Source organism: Nonomuraea soli, from assembly GCF_013761175.1.
GTDB classification, from domain to species: domain Bacteria; phylum Actinomycetota; class Actinomycetes; order Streptosporangiales; family Streptosporangiaceae; genus Nonomuraea; species Nonomuraea soli.
Genome location: NZ_JACDUR010000006.1, coordinates 714,685 through 733,896, shown reverse-complemented (window position 1 = coordinate 733,896; position 19,212 = coordinate 714,685). Strand labels below are relative to the sequence as shown.

16 protein-coding genes are annotated in these 19,212 nt (G+C 71.1%); 7 read left to right on the top strand and 9 right to left on the bottom strand.

From position 1 onward, the window contains the following. The first annotated feature begins 40 nt into the window (after nt 1-40). Nucleotides 41-643, top strand: a complete 603-nt coding sequence (locus HNR30_RS31460; protein ID WP_181613668.1) for a TetR/AcrR family transcriptional regulator — start codon at nt 41-43, stop codon at nt 641-643. Here the strand turns inward: HNR30_RS31460 and HNR30_RS31455 are convergent. The 7 genes from HNR30_RS31455 to HNR30_RS31425 form a co-directional block, all read right to left on the bottom strand. Continuing rightward, complete coding sequence (locus HNR30_RS31455) at nt 624-3,011, bottom strand: GH116 family glycosyl-hydrolase (protein WP_181613667.1); 2,388 nt, start codon at nt 3,009-3,011, stop codon at nt 624-626. The genes HNR30_RS31460 and HNR30_RS31455 overlap by 20 nt on opposite strands. Next, on the bottom strand, nt 3,008-3,805 hold the full coding sequence (locus HNR30_RS31450) for a carbohydrate ABC transporter permease (RefSeq protein WP_181613666.1): 798 nt from the start codon (nt 3,803-3,805) through the stop codon (nt 3,008-3,010). The genes HNR30_RS31455 and HNR30_RS31450 overlap by 4 nt, the downstream gene beginning before the upstream one ends. Further along, entirely contained in the window at nt 3,805-4,686 is an 882-nt protein-coding gene (locus HNR30_RS31445; RefSeq protein WP_220134169.1) for a carbohydrate ABC transporter permease, read from the bottom strand. Before HNR30_RS31445 ends, HNR30_RS31450 begins: the two co-directional genes overlap by 1 nt. Further along, the gene (locus HNR30_RS31440) at nt 4,683-5,981 is read right to left on the bottom strand and encodes an ABC transporter substrate-binding protein (RefSeq protein ID WP_181613665.1); all 1,299 of its coding nucleotides are present in this window, start codon (nt 5,979-5,981) and stop codon (nt 4,683-4,685) included. Before HNR30_RS31440 ends, HNR30_RS31445 begins: the two co-directional genes overlap by 4 nt. 10 nt (nt 5,982-5,991) lie before the next feature. Continuing rightward, entirely contained in the window at nt 5,992-7,065 is a 1,074-nt protein-coding gene (locus HNR30_RS31435; protein WP_181613664.1) for a glycoside hydrolase family 172 protein, read from the bottom strand. Between the two features lie 61 nt (nt 7,066-7,126). Continuing rightward, entirely contained in the window at nt 7,127-8,584 is a 1,458-nt protein-coding gene (locus tag HNR30_RS31430; RefSeq protein WP_220134168.1) for a glycoside hydrolase family 183 protein, read from the bottom strand. A gap of 113 nt (nt 8,585-8,697) precedes the next feature. Then, on the bottom strand, nt 8,698-9,681 hold the full coding sequence (locus HNR30_RS31425) for a LacI family DNA-binding transcriptional regulator (RefSeq protein WP_220134167.1): 984 nt from the start codon (nt 9,679-9,681) through the stop codon (nt 8,698-8,700). An 88-nt stretch (nt 9,682-9,769) separates the two neighbouring features. Between HNR30_RS31425 and HNR30_RS31420 the strand changes: the two genes are divergently transcribed. From HNR30_RS31420 to HNR30_RS31395, 6 genes are all read left to right on the top strand, one after another. Beyond that, on the top strand, nt 9,770-11,173 hold the full coding sequence (locus tag HNR30_RS31420; RefSeq protein WP_181613662.1) for an L-fucose/L-arabinose isomerase family protein: 1,404 nt from the start codon (nt 9,770-9,772) through the stop codon (nt 11,171-11,173). Continuing rightward, a complete protein-coding gene (locus tag HNR30_RS31415; protein WP_181613661.1) occupies nt 11,174-12,589 on the top strand; it encodes an FGGY-family carbohydrate kinase in 1,416 nt (471 codons plus the stop codon). Between the two features lie 19 nt (nt 12,590-12,608). Next, nucleotides 12,609-13,253 carry a nucleotidyltransferase domain-containing protein gene (locus tag HNR30_RS31410; protein WP_181613660.1) on the top strand — a complete coding sequence of 215 codons (645 nt, stop codon included), beginning with the start codon at nt 12,609-12,611 and terminating at the stop codon, nt 13,251-13,253. A gap of 144 nt (nt 13,254-13,397) precedes the next feature. Continuing rightward, the gene (locus tag HNR30_RS31405) at nt 13,398-14,003 is read left to right on the top strand and encodes a TetR/AcrR family transcriptional regulator (protein WP_181613659.1); all 606 of its coding nucleotides are present in this window, start codon (nt 13,398-13,400) and stop codon (nt 14,001-14,003) included. After that, the gene (locus HNR30_RS31400) at nt 13,991-15,289 is read left to right on the top strand and encodes an MFS transporter (RefSeq protein ID WP_181613658.1); all 1,299 of its coding nucleotides are present in this window, start codon (nt 13,991-13,993) and stop codon (nt 15,287-15,289) included. Before HNR30_RS31405 ends, HNR30_RS31400 begins: the two co-directional genes overlap by 13 nt. Beyond that, on the top strand, nt 15,286-16,701 hold the full coding sequence (locus tag HNR30_RS31395) for a pyridoxal phosphate-dependent decarboxylase family protein (RefSeq protein WP_181613657.1): 1,416 nt from the start codon (nt 15,286-15,288) through the stop codon (nt 16,699-16,701). Before HNR30_RS31400 ends, HNR30_RS31395 begins: the two co-directional genes overlap by 4 nt. Here HNR30_RS31395 and HNR30_RS31390 read toward each other — a convergent pair. Both HNR30_RS31390 and HNR30_RS31385 read right to left on the bottom strand, forming a co-directional pair. Continuing rightward, complete coding sequence (locus tag HNR30_RS31390; protein WP_181613656.1) at nt 16,698-18,275, bottom strand: ABC transporter permease; 1,578 nt, start codon at nt 18,273-18,275, stop codon at nt 16,698-16,700. The two genes, HNR30_RS31395 and HNR30_RS31390, sit on opposite strands and share 4 nt — an antisense overlap. Further along, nucleotides 18,272-19,153, bottom strand: a complete 882-nt coding sequence (locus HNR30_RS31385; protein WP_181613655.1) for an ABC transporter ATP-binding protein — start codon at nt 19,151-19,153, stop codon at nt 18,272-18,274. Before HNR30_RS31385 ends, HNR30_RS31390 begins: the two co-directional genes overlap by 4 nt. Between the last annotated feature and the right edge of the window lie 59 nt (nt 19,154-19,212).

Genomic DNA, 19,212 nt, shown 5'->3' with positions numbered 1-19,212 from the left:
GTGTTGGAAACATACGCTGTGTATGTCGTATGCTCCGCGCATGCCCCATGTCAAGAGCAGGCGCGAGCAGTACTCCGACGCGACCAGGGCCGCACTGCTGGAAGCCGCGACCCGGCGCTTCGCCGAGCGCGGCTTCGCCGGCACCTCGCTCGAGGACGTGGCGGCCGACATCCAGGCCACGCGTGGCGCGGTCTACCACCACTTCGGCAGCAAACCGGCGCTCTTCGAGGCGGTCGCCGAGGCGCTGGAGAGCCGGGTCATGCGGGAGGTGGCCGAGGCCGCGGAGGGCGCGCGCGATCCGTGGAGCGCGGCGATCGCCGCCACCGAGAAGTTCCTCGACTGGTGCTGCGATCCGGTCTACAGCCGTGTGGTGTGGCAGGAGGCGCCGCTCGCGCTGGGCTGGGTGCGCTGGAAGGAGCTGGAGAAGGAGTACTCCTGCGGCCTGATCGAGCAGTTCATCCAGCTGCTCATCGACGCCGGGGAGATGCCGCCGCTGCCGCTGGAGCCGATGACGCGCATCACCTTCCACATGCTGGGCGCGGCGGGCATGGCCATCTCCGAGGTGCCCGAGCAGGACCGGTTCCGGGTGCGGGCGGAGTACGCGGAGACGATCGCCCACCTGCTCAAGGGAGCCCGGCGCTGAGCGACTCCCCCGCCGCAAGCGTGCCCGCGACGCGCCTGCCGTTGACGGTGCGGATGTCCATGCCGCCCGCCGTACAGACCACGTGCACGGCGTCGGCGTCGCGCACGACCTGACCCCAGCCGGACGGCAGCAGCAGCGGCCAGCGGCCGGGCCGGCGCACGGTCAGCGCGCCGGAGCGCGCGTCCCACGCCAGGCCGCCGAGCGCCTCGGCCACCGACCACCCGGCCATGGCGCGCACGTAGTGGTCGCCGCACTCGATCTGGTTGTAGGGGTTGCGGCGGCTGCCGTCGTAGCGGGCCCAGAGGCCGTCGAGGATCCGCCAGGCCTCCTCCTCCAGCCCTTCCCACAGGCAGTGCGCCGCGACCTGGTACTCGCTGCCGGTCCACACCTCGTCGCAGTAGCGCGTGGGGACGGCGGGGCGTCCGCCGCGCGGCCAGGTGCACATCAGCAGCCCGGTGTCGTCGCCGTCGGCGAACACCCGGTAGGGGTGCTCGAAGCCGTGGAAACCCTTGCGCAGGTTGTGCCGCACGATCGCGCGCAGGGCCGAGCGCACGTGCCCGGCGGGCAGCAGGTGGCCCAGGTCGAGCTGGTGCGCCCACCACTGCCCGATGAGCTGGTCCGACAGGCAGCCCTGGCCCCACTGGAAGTCGATCGGCTCGTCGAGCACCTGGACGAAGTACTCCCCGTTGAACATGGCCTCGTCGTAGGCGGCGCTCCCCCGCTCGAACAGCTCCCGCAGCTCGTCCGAGCCGGTCAGCTCGCCCGTGGCTCGCAGGGCCGCCAGCCACAGGGTGCCCATGAAGGGGTTGACGCCCGTCAGGTCGATGTCGTGGGTGGAGGGCTGGACGCCGCGCAGCACGCCGGTGCCGTCGGGGTCCCAGGTGCGGCGGATGTGGGTGAGCAGCCGTTCGATCTGCGGCAGGTAGGAGCGGTCGCTGCCGTGCCGTACCTCCCGGTAGGTCTTGAGGATGGCGCCGAGCATGCCGTCGAGGGCGGGTTCGCCGGGGCCGCCGATGGGCACGTCCCAGAGCTGGCGCAGGTACGTGGGGACGATCACGCGGTGCGGGAGGTAGCCCTGCGGCGCCTGCATGATCTCGAACTCGGTCGCCCGCATGCTGCGTTCCAGCGACGGGAAGAGCCTGGCCACGGCCTGGGCGTAGTTCCACACGTGGGTGCAGTTCAGCGGGCAGGAGCCGCCGTGGTCGCCCGACCACATGGTGGTGGAGGCGCCGAGCACGCCCTCGAAGCCGAAGAAGGCGCCGTCGGCGCTCTGGAAGCAGGAGGGACTGCGCAGGATGGAGGCCTGGGCGGCCAGGTGTTCCGCGGCGTGCGCGGGCAGGCTGCTGTCGTGCAGCGTGGCGACCCAGTCGAGGCTGGCCGAGCGCAGCTCGTGCCAGCCGGTGCGCACGGCGTCGGCGACGTCGAGCGCGTCGGCGAAGCGGGTGGCGTAGGCGTTGCCGAGCCAGAACCTCGTCGGGCCCCACCGCGGGTCGGGCGGGCCGAACTGCACGAAGTCGGCGTAGCGGTTGGGGAAGTACCAGGCCAGGCAGAGCCTGATCGTGGCGCTCGCGCCGGGCTCCAGCATGACGGGTACGGCCAGGCCGCCGCACGGGCCGCCGGGCGGGGCCGTACCCGAGGGCTGGTGGTCGGCGACCCAGCCCGCCCTGCCGGGAGCGCCGAGGAAGACCGCGCGGCTGTCGAGGAACCGCAGGAACTGCGCGGGCTCGCTCCACGACGGGAACACCGAGGTCAGCGGCGAGTCGGCGGCGAGCACCGCCTGACCGTTGCCGGCGGCTGCCTCGTCGAGGCCCGGCTCGTCCATGACCAGCGACGTCCACCTGTGCCGCCTGCGGACCAGGTTGCGTCCGCCGACGGGGTTGCGTACGGCGGCCGCCAGCCACGCGTGCACCGGGAAGCGGCCCGGATTGCGCAGGGTGAAGGTGAACAGGCCGGCCGGGAGGGAGCTGCGCTCCACGTCGAGCGGGATGAGCGGGTTGAACACCTCCATGCCCACCTCGACCGGCAGCCCGGGATCGAGGAAGTCGAGCTCGGCGAAGGGATAGAGGCCCCGGAAGCGGGTGCGCTCGACACCGGGGAATCGCCGCAGCAGCTCGCGCTGCCACTCGGGCACGTGGTCGTCGTTGATCAGCGGCGTCCCGGTCGGCTCCGCGGGCGGTCCCTGAAGGATGCGGGTGGTGTTCGACGGCGGCTCCCACTGCGCGGCGCGCACCGCGAAGAAGGTGCCGGGCAGCTCGCCGCGGTGGTCGCCGGTGTTGGCCAGCTGCCACTGCCGCAGCCCGCCGTCGGCGCAGACGGCGAAGTTGCCGGTGCCGATGCCGCCCACCGGCATCGCGAGGTGGGCCGTCATTTCAGCCCCGACAGCCGCACGCCGGCGATGATCTGCCGCTGGAAGATCAGGAAGAGCACGATGACCGGCAGGGCGGCCAGCGTCGAGCCCGCCATGAGCAGCGCCATCTCCGAGGTGCGGTCGGATCGGAAGGTCGCCAGGTACTGCTGCACCTGGAAGAGCGAGGGGTCGGTGATGGTGAGCACCGGCCAGATGTAGGAGTTCCAGAAGGCCAGGAAGGAGGTCGCGCCGACCACGACGAAGGCCCCTTTCGACAGCGGCACGAAGATGCGCGTGAAGATCTTCCAGGGTCCCGCGCCGTCGAGCTGCGCGGCCTCCTCCAGGGCGGTGGGCAGGCCCAGGTAGTACTGCCGCAGGAAGAACACCTGCGCGCCCGAGGCTGCGCCGGGGATGACCAGGACGGTGAGGGAGTCGAGCATGCCGAGCTGGGTGACCACGATGAAGGAGGTCAGCATGATCGCGATGGCCGGGACGAACATCGTCGTCAGCACGATCACCCACAGGGTGCGTTTGAAGGCGAACTCCAGCCGGGCGAAGACGTAGGCGCCCAGCGAGTTGACGACCAGGCTGAGCGCGGCGAACAGCACCGCGCCCGCGAACGTCACGCCGAGCGAGCGCAGGAACGCCTCGTCGGCGAGCATCCGGCTGTAGTTGTCCCACTGCCAGACCTCGGGGAAGAACTGGAACGGGGTGGCCACGACCTCGGTCTTGGACTTGAAGCCGGCCACCGCCGTCCAGGCCAGCGGGAAGAGCGTGGCCACCACGAACAGCGCGGCCAGCGGGTATCTGAGCATCAGCCGTCCACCGCCTTCTCCGACCGCACCAGCCGGAAGATGATCGCCGAGATCGCCCCCAGCACCACGAAGAGCAGCAGCGCGGCGGCGATCGAGTAGCCCACGTACAGGTCGTTGGTGAAGTGGCGGAAGATGAACAGGTTGGGCAGCATCGTGGAGTCGAGCGGCCCGCCCTGGGTCATCACCAGCGGCACGACGAGGAACTGCAGCGACGCGGCGAAGCCGGTGACCAGCAGGAACAGGATGATGTTCTTCATCAGCGGCAGCGTGATCCTCGTCATCTTCGTCCAGGCGCCCGCCCCGTCGAGGGAGGCGCACTCGTAGTAGACCTCGGGGATGTCGAGCAGCCCGGCCAGCATGATCAGCGAGGCCAGGCCGGTCCCGATCCAGATGGCGGGCACGGCCACGGCCGGCAGCGCCGTCGCGGTCTCACCCAGCCAGGCGGTGTCCTCCCCCGCCCCGAGCAGCCCGAGGAACCAGTTGAGCAGCCCGCCCTTGTAGGCGTAGATGAGGCTGAAGACGATCGCCGCGATCACCTCGGAGACCACGACCGGGATGTAGATGGTCACCTTCAGCACGGTGGCCACCCGCCCGCTGACCGACTTGACCAGGTTGGCGAAGACGAACGCGATGACCACCTGCGTCGGCACCACCATCGCCGAGAAGGCCAGGCCGCGCATGACCGAGGCGGAGAACTCCTCGTCGGTCAGGACGTTGACGTAGTTCTCCAGCCCGACGAAGACGGGCGCCTCGTAGAAGCTCCAGGTGGAGAAGCTGATCCAGACGGCGTGCAGCAGCGGCCAGAGGACGAAGATCCCGAGCAGGACGAGCAGGGGGCCGAGCATGAGCAGCGCGACCCCCGTGTCACGTCTCCTTCTCACGAGCCCTGCCCCGCCAGGTTGTTCTTGGCGATGACCGACTTGATCTCGGCGTCGGCCTCGCTCAGCGCGGTGTCGATGTCCTTGCCCTGCAGCGCCTTCTCGATCGCCTTGCCGAAGGCCAGGCTGATGGCGAAGTCGTAGGTCGGCTCCGGCTTGGCGTAGGCGACGATCTTGTCCTCGATGGTCTTGGCCCATACGTTCTCGGCGGCGGCCGGGTCGTTCTTGACCGCCTGGGCGACCACGTCACGCGGGGAGTACTTGGAGAACCTGGTGGTCTTGAAGAAGTCGACCAGGAGCGTGGTGTCGCCGGCCAGCAGCCAGGAGACGAAGTCGGCGGCCGGCTGCGGGCTCTTGGACTTGGCGTCGACCACCAGGGTCCAGCCGCCCAGCGTGGCGGTCGGCTTGGTGGCGTCGCCGTCGAAGGAGGGCAGCGGGGCGGCGGCGATGTCGGCGACCATCTTCGGGTAGTCCGACAGCAGGACGCCGGCCGCCCAGGAGCCGCAGACCATCATCGCGGCCTTGCCCTGGCCCATGGGGTTGGCGTCGGCGTAGGGGGCGAGCGGCTGCTTGGGCATGATGCCCTCCTTGTAGAGGGTCTGGTAGGCCTGCAGCAGCTGCTTGTACTGGGGATCGGCGGCCTGGGGGGCCGACCAGTCGTCGCTGATCGGCAGGTGGCCGGCGGCGTTCCACTGCAGGCCCCAGGTCGACCACGCCATGTCCACCGCCACTCCGGCGGTCACCAGGCCCGACACGTCCTTGGTGGTCAGCCGCTTGCCGTACTGGACGAGCTCGTCCCACGTGGCGGGCGGCCGGTTCGGGTCGAGTCCGGCCTTGGCGAACAGGTCCTTGCGGTAGAAGAGCACCGCCGACGGCTCGACCAGCATGGGGTAGGCGTATTTGGCGCCCTTGTACTCCACCGATCCGAGCACCTCCTTCTGCAGCCCCGCCCACCTGTCGGCGGCGATGAGCTTGTCGAGGGGCTGGATCTGGCCGGTGCGGGCGAAGCCGGGCACCTTGTTGTAGTTGAGCGTGTAGATGTCGGGCGCCTTGCCCGCGGCCTGGGCGGCCTTCATCTTCTGCTCCCACGCGTCGGCGGGGACGATGGTGTGCTTGAGCACGACCTTGTCCTGCGAGGCGTTGAAGGCCGAGACGGCCTTCTTGTACCAGGCGTCCTCCTGGTCGGTGAACTTCTGCTGCCACAGCTGGATCTCGGCCTTGCCGGCCGGTTTCTGGGTGGGGGTGCCTCCGCAGCCTGCCACCAGGACGAGGGTCAGGACTATGGGCCAGGTCTTCACGTGAGCTCCTTCAGAAGATCGGTAACCGGGCGCTGACCTCGGGCAGGCCGAAGGGCTGGTGCGGCAGCTCCTGGTACCAATAGGCCACCGAGGACAGGTCGTCGCTGCGGCGGTTGGCGTGGCCGTGCTCGATGCTCACCCTGATCGAGGTGGTGAAGGGCACCGGGTCCTCGACGTGGAAGCGGTACATGGAGATCTGCCCGCTCCAGTTCTCGCCGCCGGGCAGGGTGAGCCCGTGGTACGGCGCGTGGTACGGCTGGCTGGGGCACCAGGCGGTGTTGAAGTAGTCCTCGGTGCCGGTGCCGTGCAGGCTCGGCGGGAAGGCCTCGCCGTCGATGAAGATCATGTCGTCGCCCTCGCCGTACCAGTTCCAGTCGCTGGTCCGGCGCAGGTTCGTGACGTTGAGCACGCAGCCGACGTAGTGGCCGCGCCCCTGGGCCTCGAGGATGACGTAGTTGCCGTCACCGTCGCGGTTAACTCCCCCGAACAGCCACTCGGAGTTCGACATCCCGTCCTGCGGCAGGCCGTCGGCGGGGCTCTGCCGGTTCCACCGGGCGTGGAAGCGTCCCAGGCCGTCGCCCAGTTCCTCGAACTGGTCGTAGTCGATGTAGTAGTAGAACCACAGCACCTCGCTGTCGCACTCGCTGGTCAGCTCGAAGCGGGCGCGGCTGGCGAAGGGCATGTGGAAGAAGCAGTTGAACGCCTTGCCGTCCTGCGGGCTCATCTGCAGCGGCGCCGAGACGAAGTTGGCCGTACGGCCGTGGCCGACGCCGAAGAAGTCGCCCAGCGGCACCAGCACGCTCGGGTGCTCGCTGTCGTCCCAGTAGACGCGCAGCACCAGCTTGCGCAGGAAGTCGCGGTCGGCCGTCTCCGGCGTGCCGGGGTCGCGCGGGGCCACCGTCATCCAGATGTGGTTGACCGATCCGGCGCCGTGGATGTCGGCCAGAGTCACGGTCTGTCCCGGTTCGACGGTGACGCGGTCGTCGTTGCCGCCGGTGCGGTCCCAGCTGGATTCGCGGCGCCGGCGGTGGGTGCGCAGCCGGGGCAGGTCGCGCAGGCTGCTGCCGAAGGGGCCATAGGTCACGGAGGGCCTCCTGTGAGAAATCGATTACTGATCGGGTCCTACTCCTGCCCCGGCGGCGTCGTCAAGGGGCGGCGCGGACGATCGCGATGTCGTCGGCCTGCAGCCACATGTCGCCGTTGTCGGTCCAGATCCCCGCGAAGACCTGCACCGAGCTGCGGTTCCCGCTGTTGAAGGCGACCGTGAACCGGGTCCAGGAACCGATCGCGCGGAAGTTGACCTCCCTGATCGGCGCGCCGCCCGGGTTGCGCACGCCGAAGAAGCCGTTGTCGTTGTTGGCCGAGGTGCGCAGGAAGCCGGTCAGCACGTAGTCGGTGTTCGGGCTGACGGCGACACTCTGGTGCAGGTCGTGCCAGCCGCGGTTGTAGCGCACGAAGCCGTTGTGGTCGGCGGTGAAGCTCCAGGTGGCGTTGTCGACGCCGCAGTTGCCCGTGCACGTCCACGCGCCCTGGTCGCGCTCGAAGCTCGGGTCGGTGACCAGGTTGGGGTTGACGATCGCCGCGTTGCGGTCGAGCTGGATCCTGATCAGGTAGACGTTGTAGGGCGTCCACTCCGACAACGCCAGATACAGGTCGGGCCCGCTCGACCAGGGATGCATGAAGCCGCCGTACAGGCCCGGATAGTCGGCGAAGCTCGCCACGACCCGCGGCGCGCTCCACGGCCCGGTGGGCGCCGCGGCCGAGCGCAGGACCAGGTCCTCGCCCATCAGGTAGGTCATCAGCCACCTGTCGGTGTAGGCGTTGAACTGCACCGACAGCTCGGCGACCGGGGCCTGCACGATGGGGACGGCCAGGGTGTCCTGGCCCTGCTGCCAGGCGCTGCCGGTCCAGTAGCGGTAGGAGGACTTCACCAGGATCTGGTCCTCGGGCACCCTGGCCAGGTAGGCGGCGCCGTTGCGGCCGTTCGGCGTGCCGTACAGGTAGACGAAGCCGTCGCGCCTGGCCATGGCCGCCATCTGGAAGTGGTCGCCGCCCGTGGGGTTGTCCCATCGCGGGGTGCCGGCGGTCGTCCAGTTCTGGCCGTTGTCGTCGGAGTAGGCGATGCCGGCGTAGTTGGTGTCCCACTGTCCGGGCGGTCCCCAGTGCCTGACCGACATGTAGGCCAGGTACTGCCGCGATCCGACGGACACGCCGGCCGTGGGGATCACGGTGATCTCGTCGCCGTCGATCTTCCTGCTGGGGATGAGCTCCTTGGCGTGGCCCGGGGTGTCGGTGGCGGCGCTGTCGAACGACATGCCGTCGGACAGGCTGCGGTCGCGGCTTCTGAGCAGCACCTGGCTGCGCCAGTCGTTGCCGTTGGCCCCCGGAGGGGCCCAGGTGTCACCGAAGGTGTCGCCGAAGGCGGCGAGGATCTCGCCGGCCCCGTTGTCCCACATGACGCCCAGGTCCGTCGCCTTCACCTTCCACCGGGTGGCGGTGGAGCTCACGGAGTCGGGGCCGGTCATCTTGCTCACCACCACCGCCGGGGATCTGGCGGTGGAGGCGCCTGCCTCGTACGTGACGGTCAGCAGGGCGGTGGTCATGAGAAGCGCTCCCGATAAGCGCGCTGCGGATTTCATCGTCCGGCACCTCTTCCGGAAATCGATTTCTCCGCATTCTCGGAGCAGTGGCGACTCCCGTCAAGACGGAAGCGGGCTCAGTCGAGAGTGGCGCCCAGCACGACATGGCGGGGAGGGAAACGTTCGCCGGCGATCCTGCGCAGCAGGAGTTCGCAGGCCTGGCGGCCGATCTCGTAGGTCGGCTGCGAGATGAGCGTCATCGTGTCACTCAGCCCGAGAGTCCAGCTCATGTCGTCGAAGGCGGCGAGCTTGATGTCGGAGGGGTAGCTCAGCCCGAGGTCGCGCAGGGTCATCACGGCCCCGAGCGTCATCAGGTTGTTGGAGACGAACAGGGCGTCGGGCCGGGGGTCGAGCCGCATCAGGGTCGCGGCGGCGGCGCGGCCGCCCTCGATGCGGTAGTCGCCGCGCACGACCAGCTCGCGGGAGAAGGGCAGCCCGGAGGCGCGCAGCCCGTGCTTGTAGCCGGACAGGCGGTCGGCGGCGGTGGTGACCTCGGCGGGACCGGCGATGAAGCCGATGCGGCGGCAGCCCTGGTCGACCAGGCGGATGACCGCCTCCTGGGCGGCGCGCACGTTGTTGACGCCGACCCGGTCGACCTTGGCGGTCTGCAGGCGGCGGTCGACGGTGACCACGGGGACGCCGCGTTCGAGCAGCAGCTCGATGGAGGTGCGGGTGGCCGAGGCGGGCGACAGGATGACGCCGGCCATGTTCTCGGCGGCGGCGACCTCGATGTAGCGCCGCTCCTTGTCGAGGTCCTCGTCGGTGTTGGCGAGCACGACGGAGTAGCCCGCCTTGCTCGCGGCGTCCTCGGCGCCGCGGACCATCGAGGTGAAGAACGGGTTGGTGATGTCGGAGATGATCAGCCCGAGCACGGTGGTCGCACGGGTGCGCAGGAAGCGGGCCTGGCTGTTGGGGCGGTAGCCGAGCTGGCGGATCGCGGCCATGACCCGGTCGCGCAGGTCCTCGGCGACGGTGGGGCCGTGGTTGAGAACCCGGGAGACCGTGGCGGGCGAGACGTCCGCCAGCTCGGCCACATCCTTGATCGTGATTCTCGACACCACGCCTCCAAGCGTGCCATTGACACCATGCCACCGGGAGCCTACTTTATCGGAAATCGATTTCTAGCAACCGATTTCTCAAGGAGCTCTCGTGGCACGAATCGGACTGCTGAACATGTCGGACGGGCGCGACTACGTCGCCCGGGACCTGGTGGAGCACATCGATCAGGCGACGGCCACGCTCGCGCAGGAGTTACGCCGCGCGGGCCACGAGGTCGTCGTCGCCCCCGAGATCGTCTGGACCAACGAGCTGGCCACCAGCCAGGCCCGCTGGGTGGCCGACCGGCGGCCCGACCTCACCGTCTTCAACTACGCCGTCTGGGCCTTCCCGCACTTCACGATGCTCGCCGCGGAGGCCACCACGGGCCCGCTGCTGCTGATGGCCAACATCGACCCGGCCCAGCCCGGCATGGTGGGCATGCTCGCCGGGGGCGGCGCGCTCGACCAGATCGGCCGCCGCCACTCGCGCGCCTGGGGCGACATCACCGACCCCGCGGTGCTCGGCCGGGTGCTCACCCAGGTCCGCGCGGCGCGCGCCGTCCAGGGACTGCGCGGTTCCACCTTCGGCCGCATCGGCGGCCGGCCGATGGGCATGAACACCGCCGTCGCCAACACCGACCAGTGGATGCGCCAGTTCGGGGTCGACGTCGAGGAGATCGACCAGTGGGAGATCGTCCGGCGCAGCGACAACGCCGACTCCACCCGGGTCAAGCAGGCCCGCGAGTGGCTGGAGCGGCACGGCAACGTGCACTACGACGGCAGGCAGCTCACCCCCGAGCTCTTCGAGCGGCAGATCCGCGCCTACTACGCGATGCGCGAGCTCATCGACGAGTGGAACCTCGACTTCTCCGGCATCAAGGGCCAGCCCGAGCTGACCACCCACTTCTGCACGATGGACGTGGCCGAGGCGTTCCTCAACGACCCCTACGACTGGGAGGGCCGGAAGGAGACGCACGTGTGCGCCACCGAGGCCGACATGGACGGCGCGCTGACCATGCAGATCCTCAAGCTGCTCAGCGGCGACCCGGTGCTCTTCGCCGACGTGCGTCACTACCACGCCGACCGTGACGTGTGGGACCTGTGCAACTCCGGCCAGCACGCCACCTGGTACGCAGCCCGCTCTGACGACCCGGCCGAGAACCTGGCCAGGACCCACTTCTACCCCGAGGTCTTCTTCTTCCCCGCCGGCGGGGCCAGCGTCCACCACCTGGCGGCGCCCGGCGAGGCCACCTTCGCCCGGCTGACCCGCAGGGAGGGCCGCTACCGCATGCACGTGGCGCGCGGCGCCTTCGAGCTCTACGACGACGCCACCAACGAGGCCATGGCCCGCCAGTCGACCTTCGAGTGGCCGCACGCCTTCACCCGGCTGCACACCCCCGCGACCACCTTCCTGGAGCGCTTCGGCGCCAACCACATCCACGCCGTGCCCGGCGACCACCTGGCCGAGCTGCAGGCGGTCTGCCTCCAGCTCGACGTGGACTTCGAGGCGCTGTAGATGCTGCTCGGCGTCGACATCGGCACCTCCAGCTCCAAGGGGGTCCTGCTCTCCCCCGACGGTGCCGTGCTGGCCACGGCCACCCGCGAGCACCGCACCTCCACGCCCGGGCCCGGCTGGTTCGAGCACGACGCGGAGCAGGTCTGGTGGCGCGACTTCGCGCACATCGTCGCCGAGCTGGGCCGTCCCGGCCTCGCCGCGGTCGCCGTCAGCGGCATCGGGCCGTGCGTGCTGCCGGCCACCGCCGACGGCACGCCGCTGCGGCCGGCCATCCTGTACGGCGTCGACACCCGCGCCACCGAGCAGATCGAGGCGCAGAACCGCCGATACCTCGAGATCCTGCAACGTTGCGGCTCGCCGCTGACCTCCCAGGCGGTCGGGCCCAAGCTGGAGTGGCTGCGCGAGCACGAGCCCGACACGTGGGCGCGCACCAGGCGGCTGTTCATGGCGCACTCGTGGATCGTGCACGAGCTGACCGGCGCCTACGTGCTCGACCACCACTCGGCCAGCCAGTGCGCCCCGCTCTACGAGCCGCACCGGTGGATCGAGGACTGGGCCGCCGAGATCGCCCCCGGGCTCGAACTGCCGCGCCTGCTGTGGAGCGGCGAGGTCGCGGGCACGGTCACGGCCGGCGCCGCCGCCAGGACCGGGCTCCCCGAGGGCCTTCCGGTGCTGGCCGGGACCATCGACGCCTGGGCCGAGGCGCACAGCGCGGGCGTGCGCGAGCCCGGCGACGTCATGCTGATGTACGGCACGACGATGTTCATCGTGCAGGTGCTCGCCTCCCGCGCCACGAGCCCGCACCTGTGGGGCACGGTGGGGCTGACGCCCGGCACCTTCAACCTGGCCGCGGGCACCGCCACCTCCGGCGCGGTCACCTCGTGGCTGAGCGACCTGACCGGAACGGGGTTCGCCGAGCTCACCGCCGAGGCCGCGGCGGTCCCGCCCGGCTGCGAGGGGCTGCTGATGCTGCCGTACTTCGCGGGCGAGCGCACCCCCCTGTTCGACCCCGACGCGCGCGGCGTCCTGATCGGCCTGACCCTGCGTCACGGGCGCGGCCACCTCTACCGCGCCGCCCTGGAGGCCACGGCGTTCGCGGTCCGCCACAACCTGGAGGTCATGCCCGCGCCGCGCCGGCTCGTCGCGGTGGGCGGCGGCACGCGGGGCGGGCTGTGGGCGCAGATCGTCTCCGACGTGCTCGGACTGCCCCAGGACCTGCCCGCCCACACGATCGGGGCGGCGTACGGCGACGCCATGCTGGCCGCGCAGGCCCTCGGCATCGACACCGGAGGGTGGAACCCGGTCGCTACCACGATCCGCCCGGACCCGGCGGCGTCCTACGACGAGCGCTACCGGCTCTACCGGCGGCTCCACGAGGCGACCGCGGAGATCGCCCACACGCTGGCGCGGTCCTGACGCCCCTATCGTGGGCACGGTGGACTACCCCGAGCACACCGTGCTCTCCGTGGTCGTCGGCTCGCGTGCCTACGGCCTGGAGACCGAAGCGTCCGACACCGACAGGCGCGGCGTCTTCGCCGTGCCCGCCGCCCTGTTCTGGCGCCTGGACAAGCCGCCCACCCATCTCGACGGGCCCGGGCCCGAGCAGTTCTCGTGGGAGGTGGAGCGGTTCTGCGTGCTGGCCCTGCAGGCCAATCCCACGGTGCTGGAATGCCTGTGGTCGCCGATCGTGGAGTTCGCCACGCCGGTCGGCCAGGAGTTGCGCGCGCTGCGCGGGGCGTTCGTCTCCCGTCGTGCCAGGGAGACGTTCGTGGAGTACGCCGAGGCGCAGTTCCGCCGCCTGAAGCCGGAGCGGCCCAACCACAAGCAGGCCATGCACATGATCAGGCTGCTGCTGTCGGGGCGCCACCTGCTGGAGCACGGCGAGCCGCTGGTCGAGGTGGGCGCCCACCGGGAGCGGCTGCTGGCCGTACGGCGGGGCGAGCTGCCGTATGCCGAGGTGGTCGGGTGGCGCCAGGAGCTGATCGACGGGCTCGGCGACCTGCCGGACGTGCTGCCCGAGCGGCCCGACCGGGGCGCGGTCGAGGAGTTCCTCGTGCGGGTGCGGAAGGCGAGCCTGTGAACCTGCCCGGATGGCTGCCGGAGGTGGTGCGCGGCGAGCGCCACCCGCTGGTGGAGGCCAAGCGGGGCCGAGCTGGTCAAGACTGGGCTGGGTTTCCATCAAACGATTGACTGACGTGACAAAGCGGACATAGCGTGGGCTCTTATGACATCCAGCCAGGTGGAGGCGATCGTCGCCTCCGCGACGCGCCTGTTCGCGGCGCTCGGCTACGACGGCACGTCGACCCGGCAGATCGCCGAGGCCGCCGGGTTCAACATCGCCACCGTGAACTACCACGTCGGGGCCAAGCGTGAGCTCTATCTCGCCGTCATGGAGCGGGCGCACCTGGCCGAACGGGCCGCGCTCGCGGGCGCGCTGGCCGAGGCGCCGCCCGCCGACGACCCGGTCCGCGCCATCCACGTGCTGATCGACCGCTACCTGGACTTCCTGCTCGAGCGGCCCGAGGTGTCGGCGTTGTGGATGCACCGCTGGTTGTCGGACGCCGACGACATCGCCGAGCTGGAGCTGCAGTATGTCCGCCCGCTGCTGGCGATGGTGATGGAGGGCTTCGAGGGCAGGCTGGAGGGCGACCTCGAGTCTGCCCTGTGGACCGTGATCTGGTGCGTCAACGGCTACGTCATGGGCGGCCAGATGGGCGACACCGGCAGGCGGCGCGCGGGCGAGGACCCCGCGGCGCTGCGACGTTTCCGGCGCCACCTGCACCGCCAGGCGCACATGACGCTGGGGCTGGCGGGCGAATGGCCTCGATAGGCAGGGCCCGGCTGCTCGGCTACGGGCTGGGCTCGGTCGGCACGGGCGTCTTCTCGGCCGTTCCCGGACTGCTGCTCCTCTACTACCTCACCGACGTGCTGGGCGTCTCGGCGGCGCTGGCCGGGGCCGTCCTGGTCGTGCCGAAGGCCTGGGACGTGCTGCTCAACCCGATCGTGGGCGCGGCCAGCGACCGGGAGGCGATCCGCACCGGCCGGCGCACCAGGTTGCTGGCGATCGGCGCGGCCACGTTGCCGATCGCCTTCGCCGCCATGTTCGCCGCCCCCGGCGCGTGGTGGGTGGCGCTCGCCTTCGTCGCGGCGGCCTCGGCGTTCGCCTGCTTCCAGGTGCCGTACGTGGCGCTGCCCGCGGAGATGTCGGACAGCACGGCCGAGCGCACCCGGATCATGGCCTGGCGGATCGTCTGCCTGACCGCCGGCATCCTCGTCGCGGGCGGCCTGGCCCCGGCCATCGTGGAGGCGGCGGGCAACGGCCGCGCCGGGTACGCCGCGATGGGCGTGGCGGTCGGCCTGGTCATGGCGGTGGTGCTGCTGGTCTCGACCCGCTCGGTGCGCTGGGTGCGCTCGCGCCCCGGCCCGGCGCCGCTCGGGCTGGTCGCCTCCTTCCGTACGGCACGCGGCAACCGGCCCTTCTTCGCCCTCCTGGCCGCCTTCGTGATCCAGGCGCTCGGCGTCTCGGTGATGCTCGCCGGAGCGCCCTACGTGGCCGCTTACCGCCTCGGCAACTATGGCCTGACCTCGGTGATGTTCGTCTGCATGGTCGGGCTGAGCGCGGTGGCCGTGCCCGTCTGGTCGTGGGCGGCGCGGCGCTTCGGCATGGTCACCTGCTATCTGGCGGCGACCGGCGGTTTCACGGTCGCGGCGCTGGCCCTCATCCCCGCCGTCGCCTCGGTGCCGTTCACCCTGGCGATCACCTCGCTCGTCGGCGTCTGCTACGCCGCCCTGCAACTGCTGCCGCTGTCGCTGCTGCCCGAGACCGTGCACGCCGACACCGCCCGCACCGGGCACGCCCAGGCCGGGGCGTTCACCGGGTTGTGGACCGCAGGAGAGACCGCCGGGATGGCGCTGGGTCCAGGCCTGTACGCCGCGGTGCTGGCGTTCACGTCGTTCGTCTCGGCGCCCTTCGACGCCCCCGCCGCCCAGCCGGACTCCGCCCTGACCGGGCTGACGCTGGGCTTCACCGCGCTGCCCGCCGCCCTGATGCTGGCCAGCCTCCCGTTCGTCGTCGCCTACCGCCGCCTGGCCACCAAGGAGTTGACTCCCGCATGACCCTGCCCGAGCACGGACGCTCCACCGAGGACCTGCTCGCCGAGATCGCCCGGCTGAAGGAGGCGGACCTGCCGGTGCGCGGCGGCAAGGTGACCGCCTACGTCTACGACACCGGCCGTCCCGAGGTGCACGAGGCCGCCGCGCGCGGCTACTTCGAGATGCTGGAGGTCAACTCCCTCGACCCGACCGCCTTCCCGAGCATCGTCGAGATGGAAAAGCAGGTGGTGGGCGCGGTGGCGGAGCTGCTGGGCGGCGGGCACGGCATCTTCACCAGCGGCGGAACGGAGTCGATCATGCTGGCGGTGAAGGCCGCCCGCGATGCCGCCGCCACGAGGGCTCCGGAGATGGTGGTGCCGGTCACCGCCCACCCGGCCTTCCACAAGGCCGCCCACTACCTCGGGGTGAAGGTCGTCGCCGTGCCGGTGGACCTGGAGACCTACCGCGTGGAGCCGTCGGCGGTCGAGGCGGCGATCACCGGCGACACCGTCCTGGTGGTGGTCTCGGCACCTTCCTATCCGCAGGGCGTGGTCGACCCGGTCGAGCGGGTCGCGGCGATCTGCGCGGAGCGTGGCGTGCTCTGCCACGTCGACGCCTGCGTGGGCGGCTGGCTGCTGCCGTGGCTGAGGGAGGCGGGGGCGCGGGTGCCGGCCTTCGACCTGTCGGTGCCCGGCGTCACCTCGATCTCCTGCGACCTGCACAAGTTCGGCTACGCGCCCAAGGGCGCCTCCGTGGTGCTCTTCCGCGATCCGGCGCTGCGGCGCAAGGCCTACTTCGCCTCGGCGGCCTGGCCCGGCTACACGATCATCAACGCCACCGTGCAGAGCTCGCGGTCCGCCGGTCCGCTCGGCGGGGCGTGGGCGACCATGCAGGCGCTGGGCCGCGACGGCTACGTCGAGCTGGGCCGCAGGTCGCTGGAGGCGGCCCGCCGGCTGCGCGAGGGCATCGGCGCGATCGACGGCCTGCGCGTGCTGGGCGAGCCAGACTCGACGCTGGTGGCCTTCGGTTCCACCGAGGTCGACGTGTTCGTCCTGGCCGACGAGGCGCGCAAGCTCGGCTGGTTCCTGCAGCCGCAGCTGTCGTACGCGGGCATCCCCGCCAACATCCACATCACCGTCACCGGCGCGACGCTGGCCGGGGTGGAGGCGATGCTGGAGGTGATCGCCCAGTCGGCCGAGGCCGCCCGGAAGCGGGGCCCTGCCACGCTTCCCGACGGGCTGATCGACCTGATCGCCGGGCTCGACCTCGACGCGCTCGACGACGCCACCTTCGCCGAGCTCGCCGCCTCGGTCGGCGTCGACCTGACCAGCCAGGCCCAGCCGGAGATGGCGGTGGTCAACGCCGTGCTGGACGGCCTGCCCGCCGACAAGCGGGAGGCCGTCCTGCTCAGGTTCCTCTCGGTGATCTACTCCTAGACCTGGATGTCGCGGCGGCGCAAGCCGTACAGGCCCGCCGCCGTCAGGGCCGCGGCGATCCCCGCCATGATCAGCAGGGGCGCGGCGCTCACGTCACCGCCCGGCAGCCGGGGCGAGTGGGTGAACGGCGACAGGTCCAGCAGCGCCCGCGGCAGCTCCAGCACCGCGCCGACCTGCCCGAAGAGCAGGAAGAGCAGGAGCACGCCCCAGGCCAGCGCGGTCAGCCTCGGCAGCAGGCCGAACAGGGCCAGGGCCAGCCCCGCCAGGGTCCAGGCGGCGGGCAGTTGGGACAGGGCCGCGCCGATCGTGCGCGGGAGCTGGGTGCCGACGTCGCCGCCGGCCAGGCCGTACGACAGACCGACGCCCGCGCCCGCGACGAGCAGCGCGATCGCGGGACCGGCGAAGGCGAAGAACACATGGCTGCCCGCCCAGCCGACGCGGCTGACCGCGGCGGCCAGCAGCGGCTCGGCCCTGCCCAGCGACTCCTCGCCGCGCGCCTTGAGCGCGGCCTGGATGGCGTAGCCCGCCACGCCGAGGCCGAAGACGCTGACGAGCATGGCGATGAACAGGTCGCCGACGCCGCCTGCGGCGCCCATGGCGGTGAGCATGCGCATCACGGTCTCGTTGCCCGCCAGGGCGTCGGAGGCGGCCTGGGCGGCGCTGCCGATCACCAGGCCGGCGAAGGCCATGCCGGCGCTCCAGCCGATCAGCGGTCCGCGGTGCATGCGCCAGGCCAGCGCCAGCGGGCTGCTCAGGCCGGGGGCGGCCTCGGCGGGACCGAGCGAGGGCGGCAGCAGGCCGGCGCCCACGTCGCGGCGGGCCGACAGCGCGTAGGCGGCGTAGGCGAGCACCACGAACCCGGCCACCAGCAGCAGGGCGGGCCACCACTCCTCGCCCGCGAAGGGCCGCAGCTTCTGCCCCCACGACAGCGGGGACAACCAGGACAGCCAGGTGGCCTCGCTGACGGTGGCCGCCATGCGCACCAGGAAGAAGACGCCCAGCGCCGACAGGCCGATCGCCCGTGCGGCCGAGGCGCTCTCGGTGAGCTGGGCGGCGACCGCGCCGACGGCGGCGAAGACCGCCCCGACCAGGAAGTAGCCCAGACCCGCCGCCGCCGCGCCCGCCACCGGGTAGGTGCCGGCGAAGGTCGCGAAGACGGTGAGGCCGAGCACGGCGGAGGCGCCGGAGGTCACGATCAGCGCGGCGCTGAGGGCGGCGTTGCGGCTGAGCACGGTGGAGCCGAGCAGCTCGCGGCGGCCGCTCTCCTCCTCGACCCTGGTATGCCTGATCACCATGAGGACGCTCGCCAGCGCGATGATCACGGGGATGAACCCGGCGCGCCAGATGCCGAGCGCGGGGGCGGTGGAGTCGAGCAGCGGGCCGTACAGCGCGGAGAAGGCGGGGGTCGCCCGCATCGAGGCGGCGAAGGCCTCCAGCTCCTGGGGAGTGGAATAGAGCCCGCGGATGCCGGAGGTCTGGCTGATCGGCAGCACGCCCAGGATGATCACCCAGAGCGGCAGCACGATCCGGTCCCGGCGCAGGATGAGCCGGACGAGGGAGAGGGTGCCGGTCATCGCGCGGCCCCCGTGTAGTGGCGCATGAAGAGCTCTTCGAGGGTCGGCGGCTGGCTGGTCAGCGACCGCACGCCGGAGGCGCTCAGCTGACGCAGGGCCTCGTCGAGGTCGCCCGAGTCGACCTGGAAGGTGACGCGGTTGCCGTCGACCTTCAGGCCGTGGACGCCCGACAGCCCGTTGGGGGCGCCGATGAGCTCGGCGGTGATCGTCGTGCGGGTCAGGTGGCGCAGCTCGGCCAGGGTGCCGGTCTCGACGACGCGGCCGTCGCGGATGATGCTCACCCGGTCGCAGAGCTTCTCGACCTCGGCCAGGATGTGGCTGGAGAGCAGGACGGTGCGGCCCCGCGCGCGCAGTTCGCCGACGCAGTCGGTGAAGACCGCCTCCATCAGCGGGTCCAGGCCGGAGGTGGGCTCGTCGAAGAGGTAGAGCTCGACGTCGGAGGCGAGCGCGGCGATCAGCGCGACCTTCTGCCTGTTGCCCTTGGAGTAGGCGCGGCCCTTCTTGCGCGGGTCGAGCTCGAAGCGCTCGATCAGGTCGGCCTTGCGGCTCTTGTCGAGCCCTCCGCGCAGGCGGCCGAGCAGGTCGATGACCTCGCCGCCCGACAGGTTCGGCCAGAGGGTGACGTCGCCGGGCACGTAGGCGAGGCGGCGGTGGAGCGCCACGGCGTCCTTCCAGGGGTCGCCATCGAGCATCCGCACGGTGCCGGCGTCGGCCCGCAGCAGGCCGAGCAGGACGCGGATCGTGGTGGACTTCCCGGCGCCGTTCGGGCCCAGGAAGCCGTGCACCTCGCCGGCGCTGACCTGGAGGTCCAGACCGTCGAGAGCTCGGGTCCGGCCGAAGGTCTTCGTCACGCCGGACATGGAGATGACGTTGTTCATGTTTTAGACTGTACACAAGTTTCACAAACTTCTGAAAGTTGTAAATACGGTAAACTACG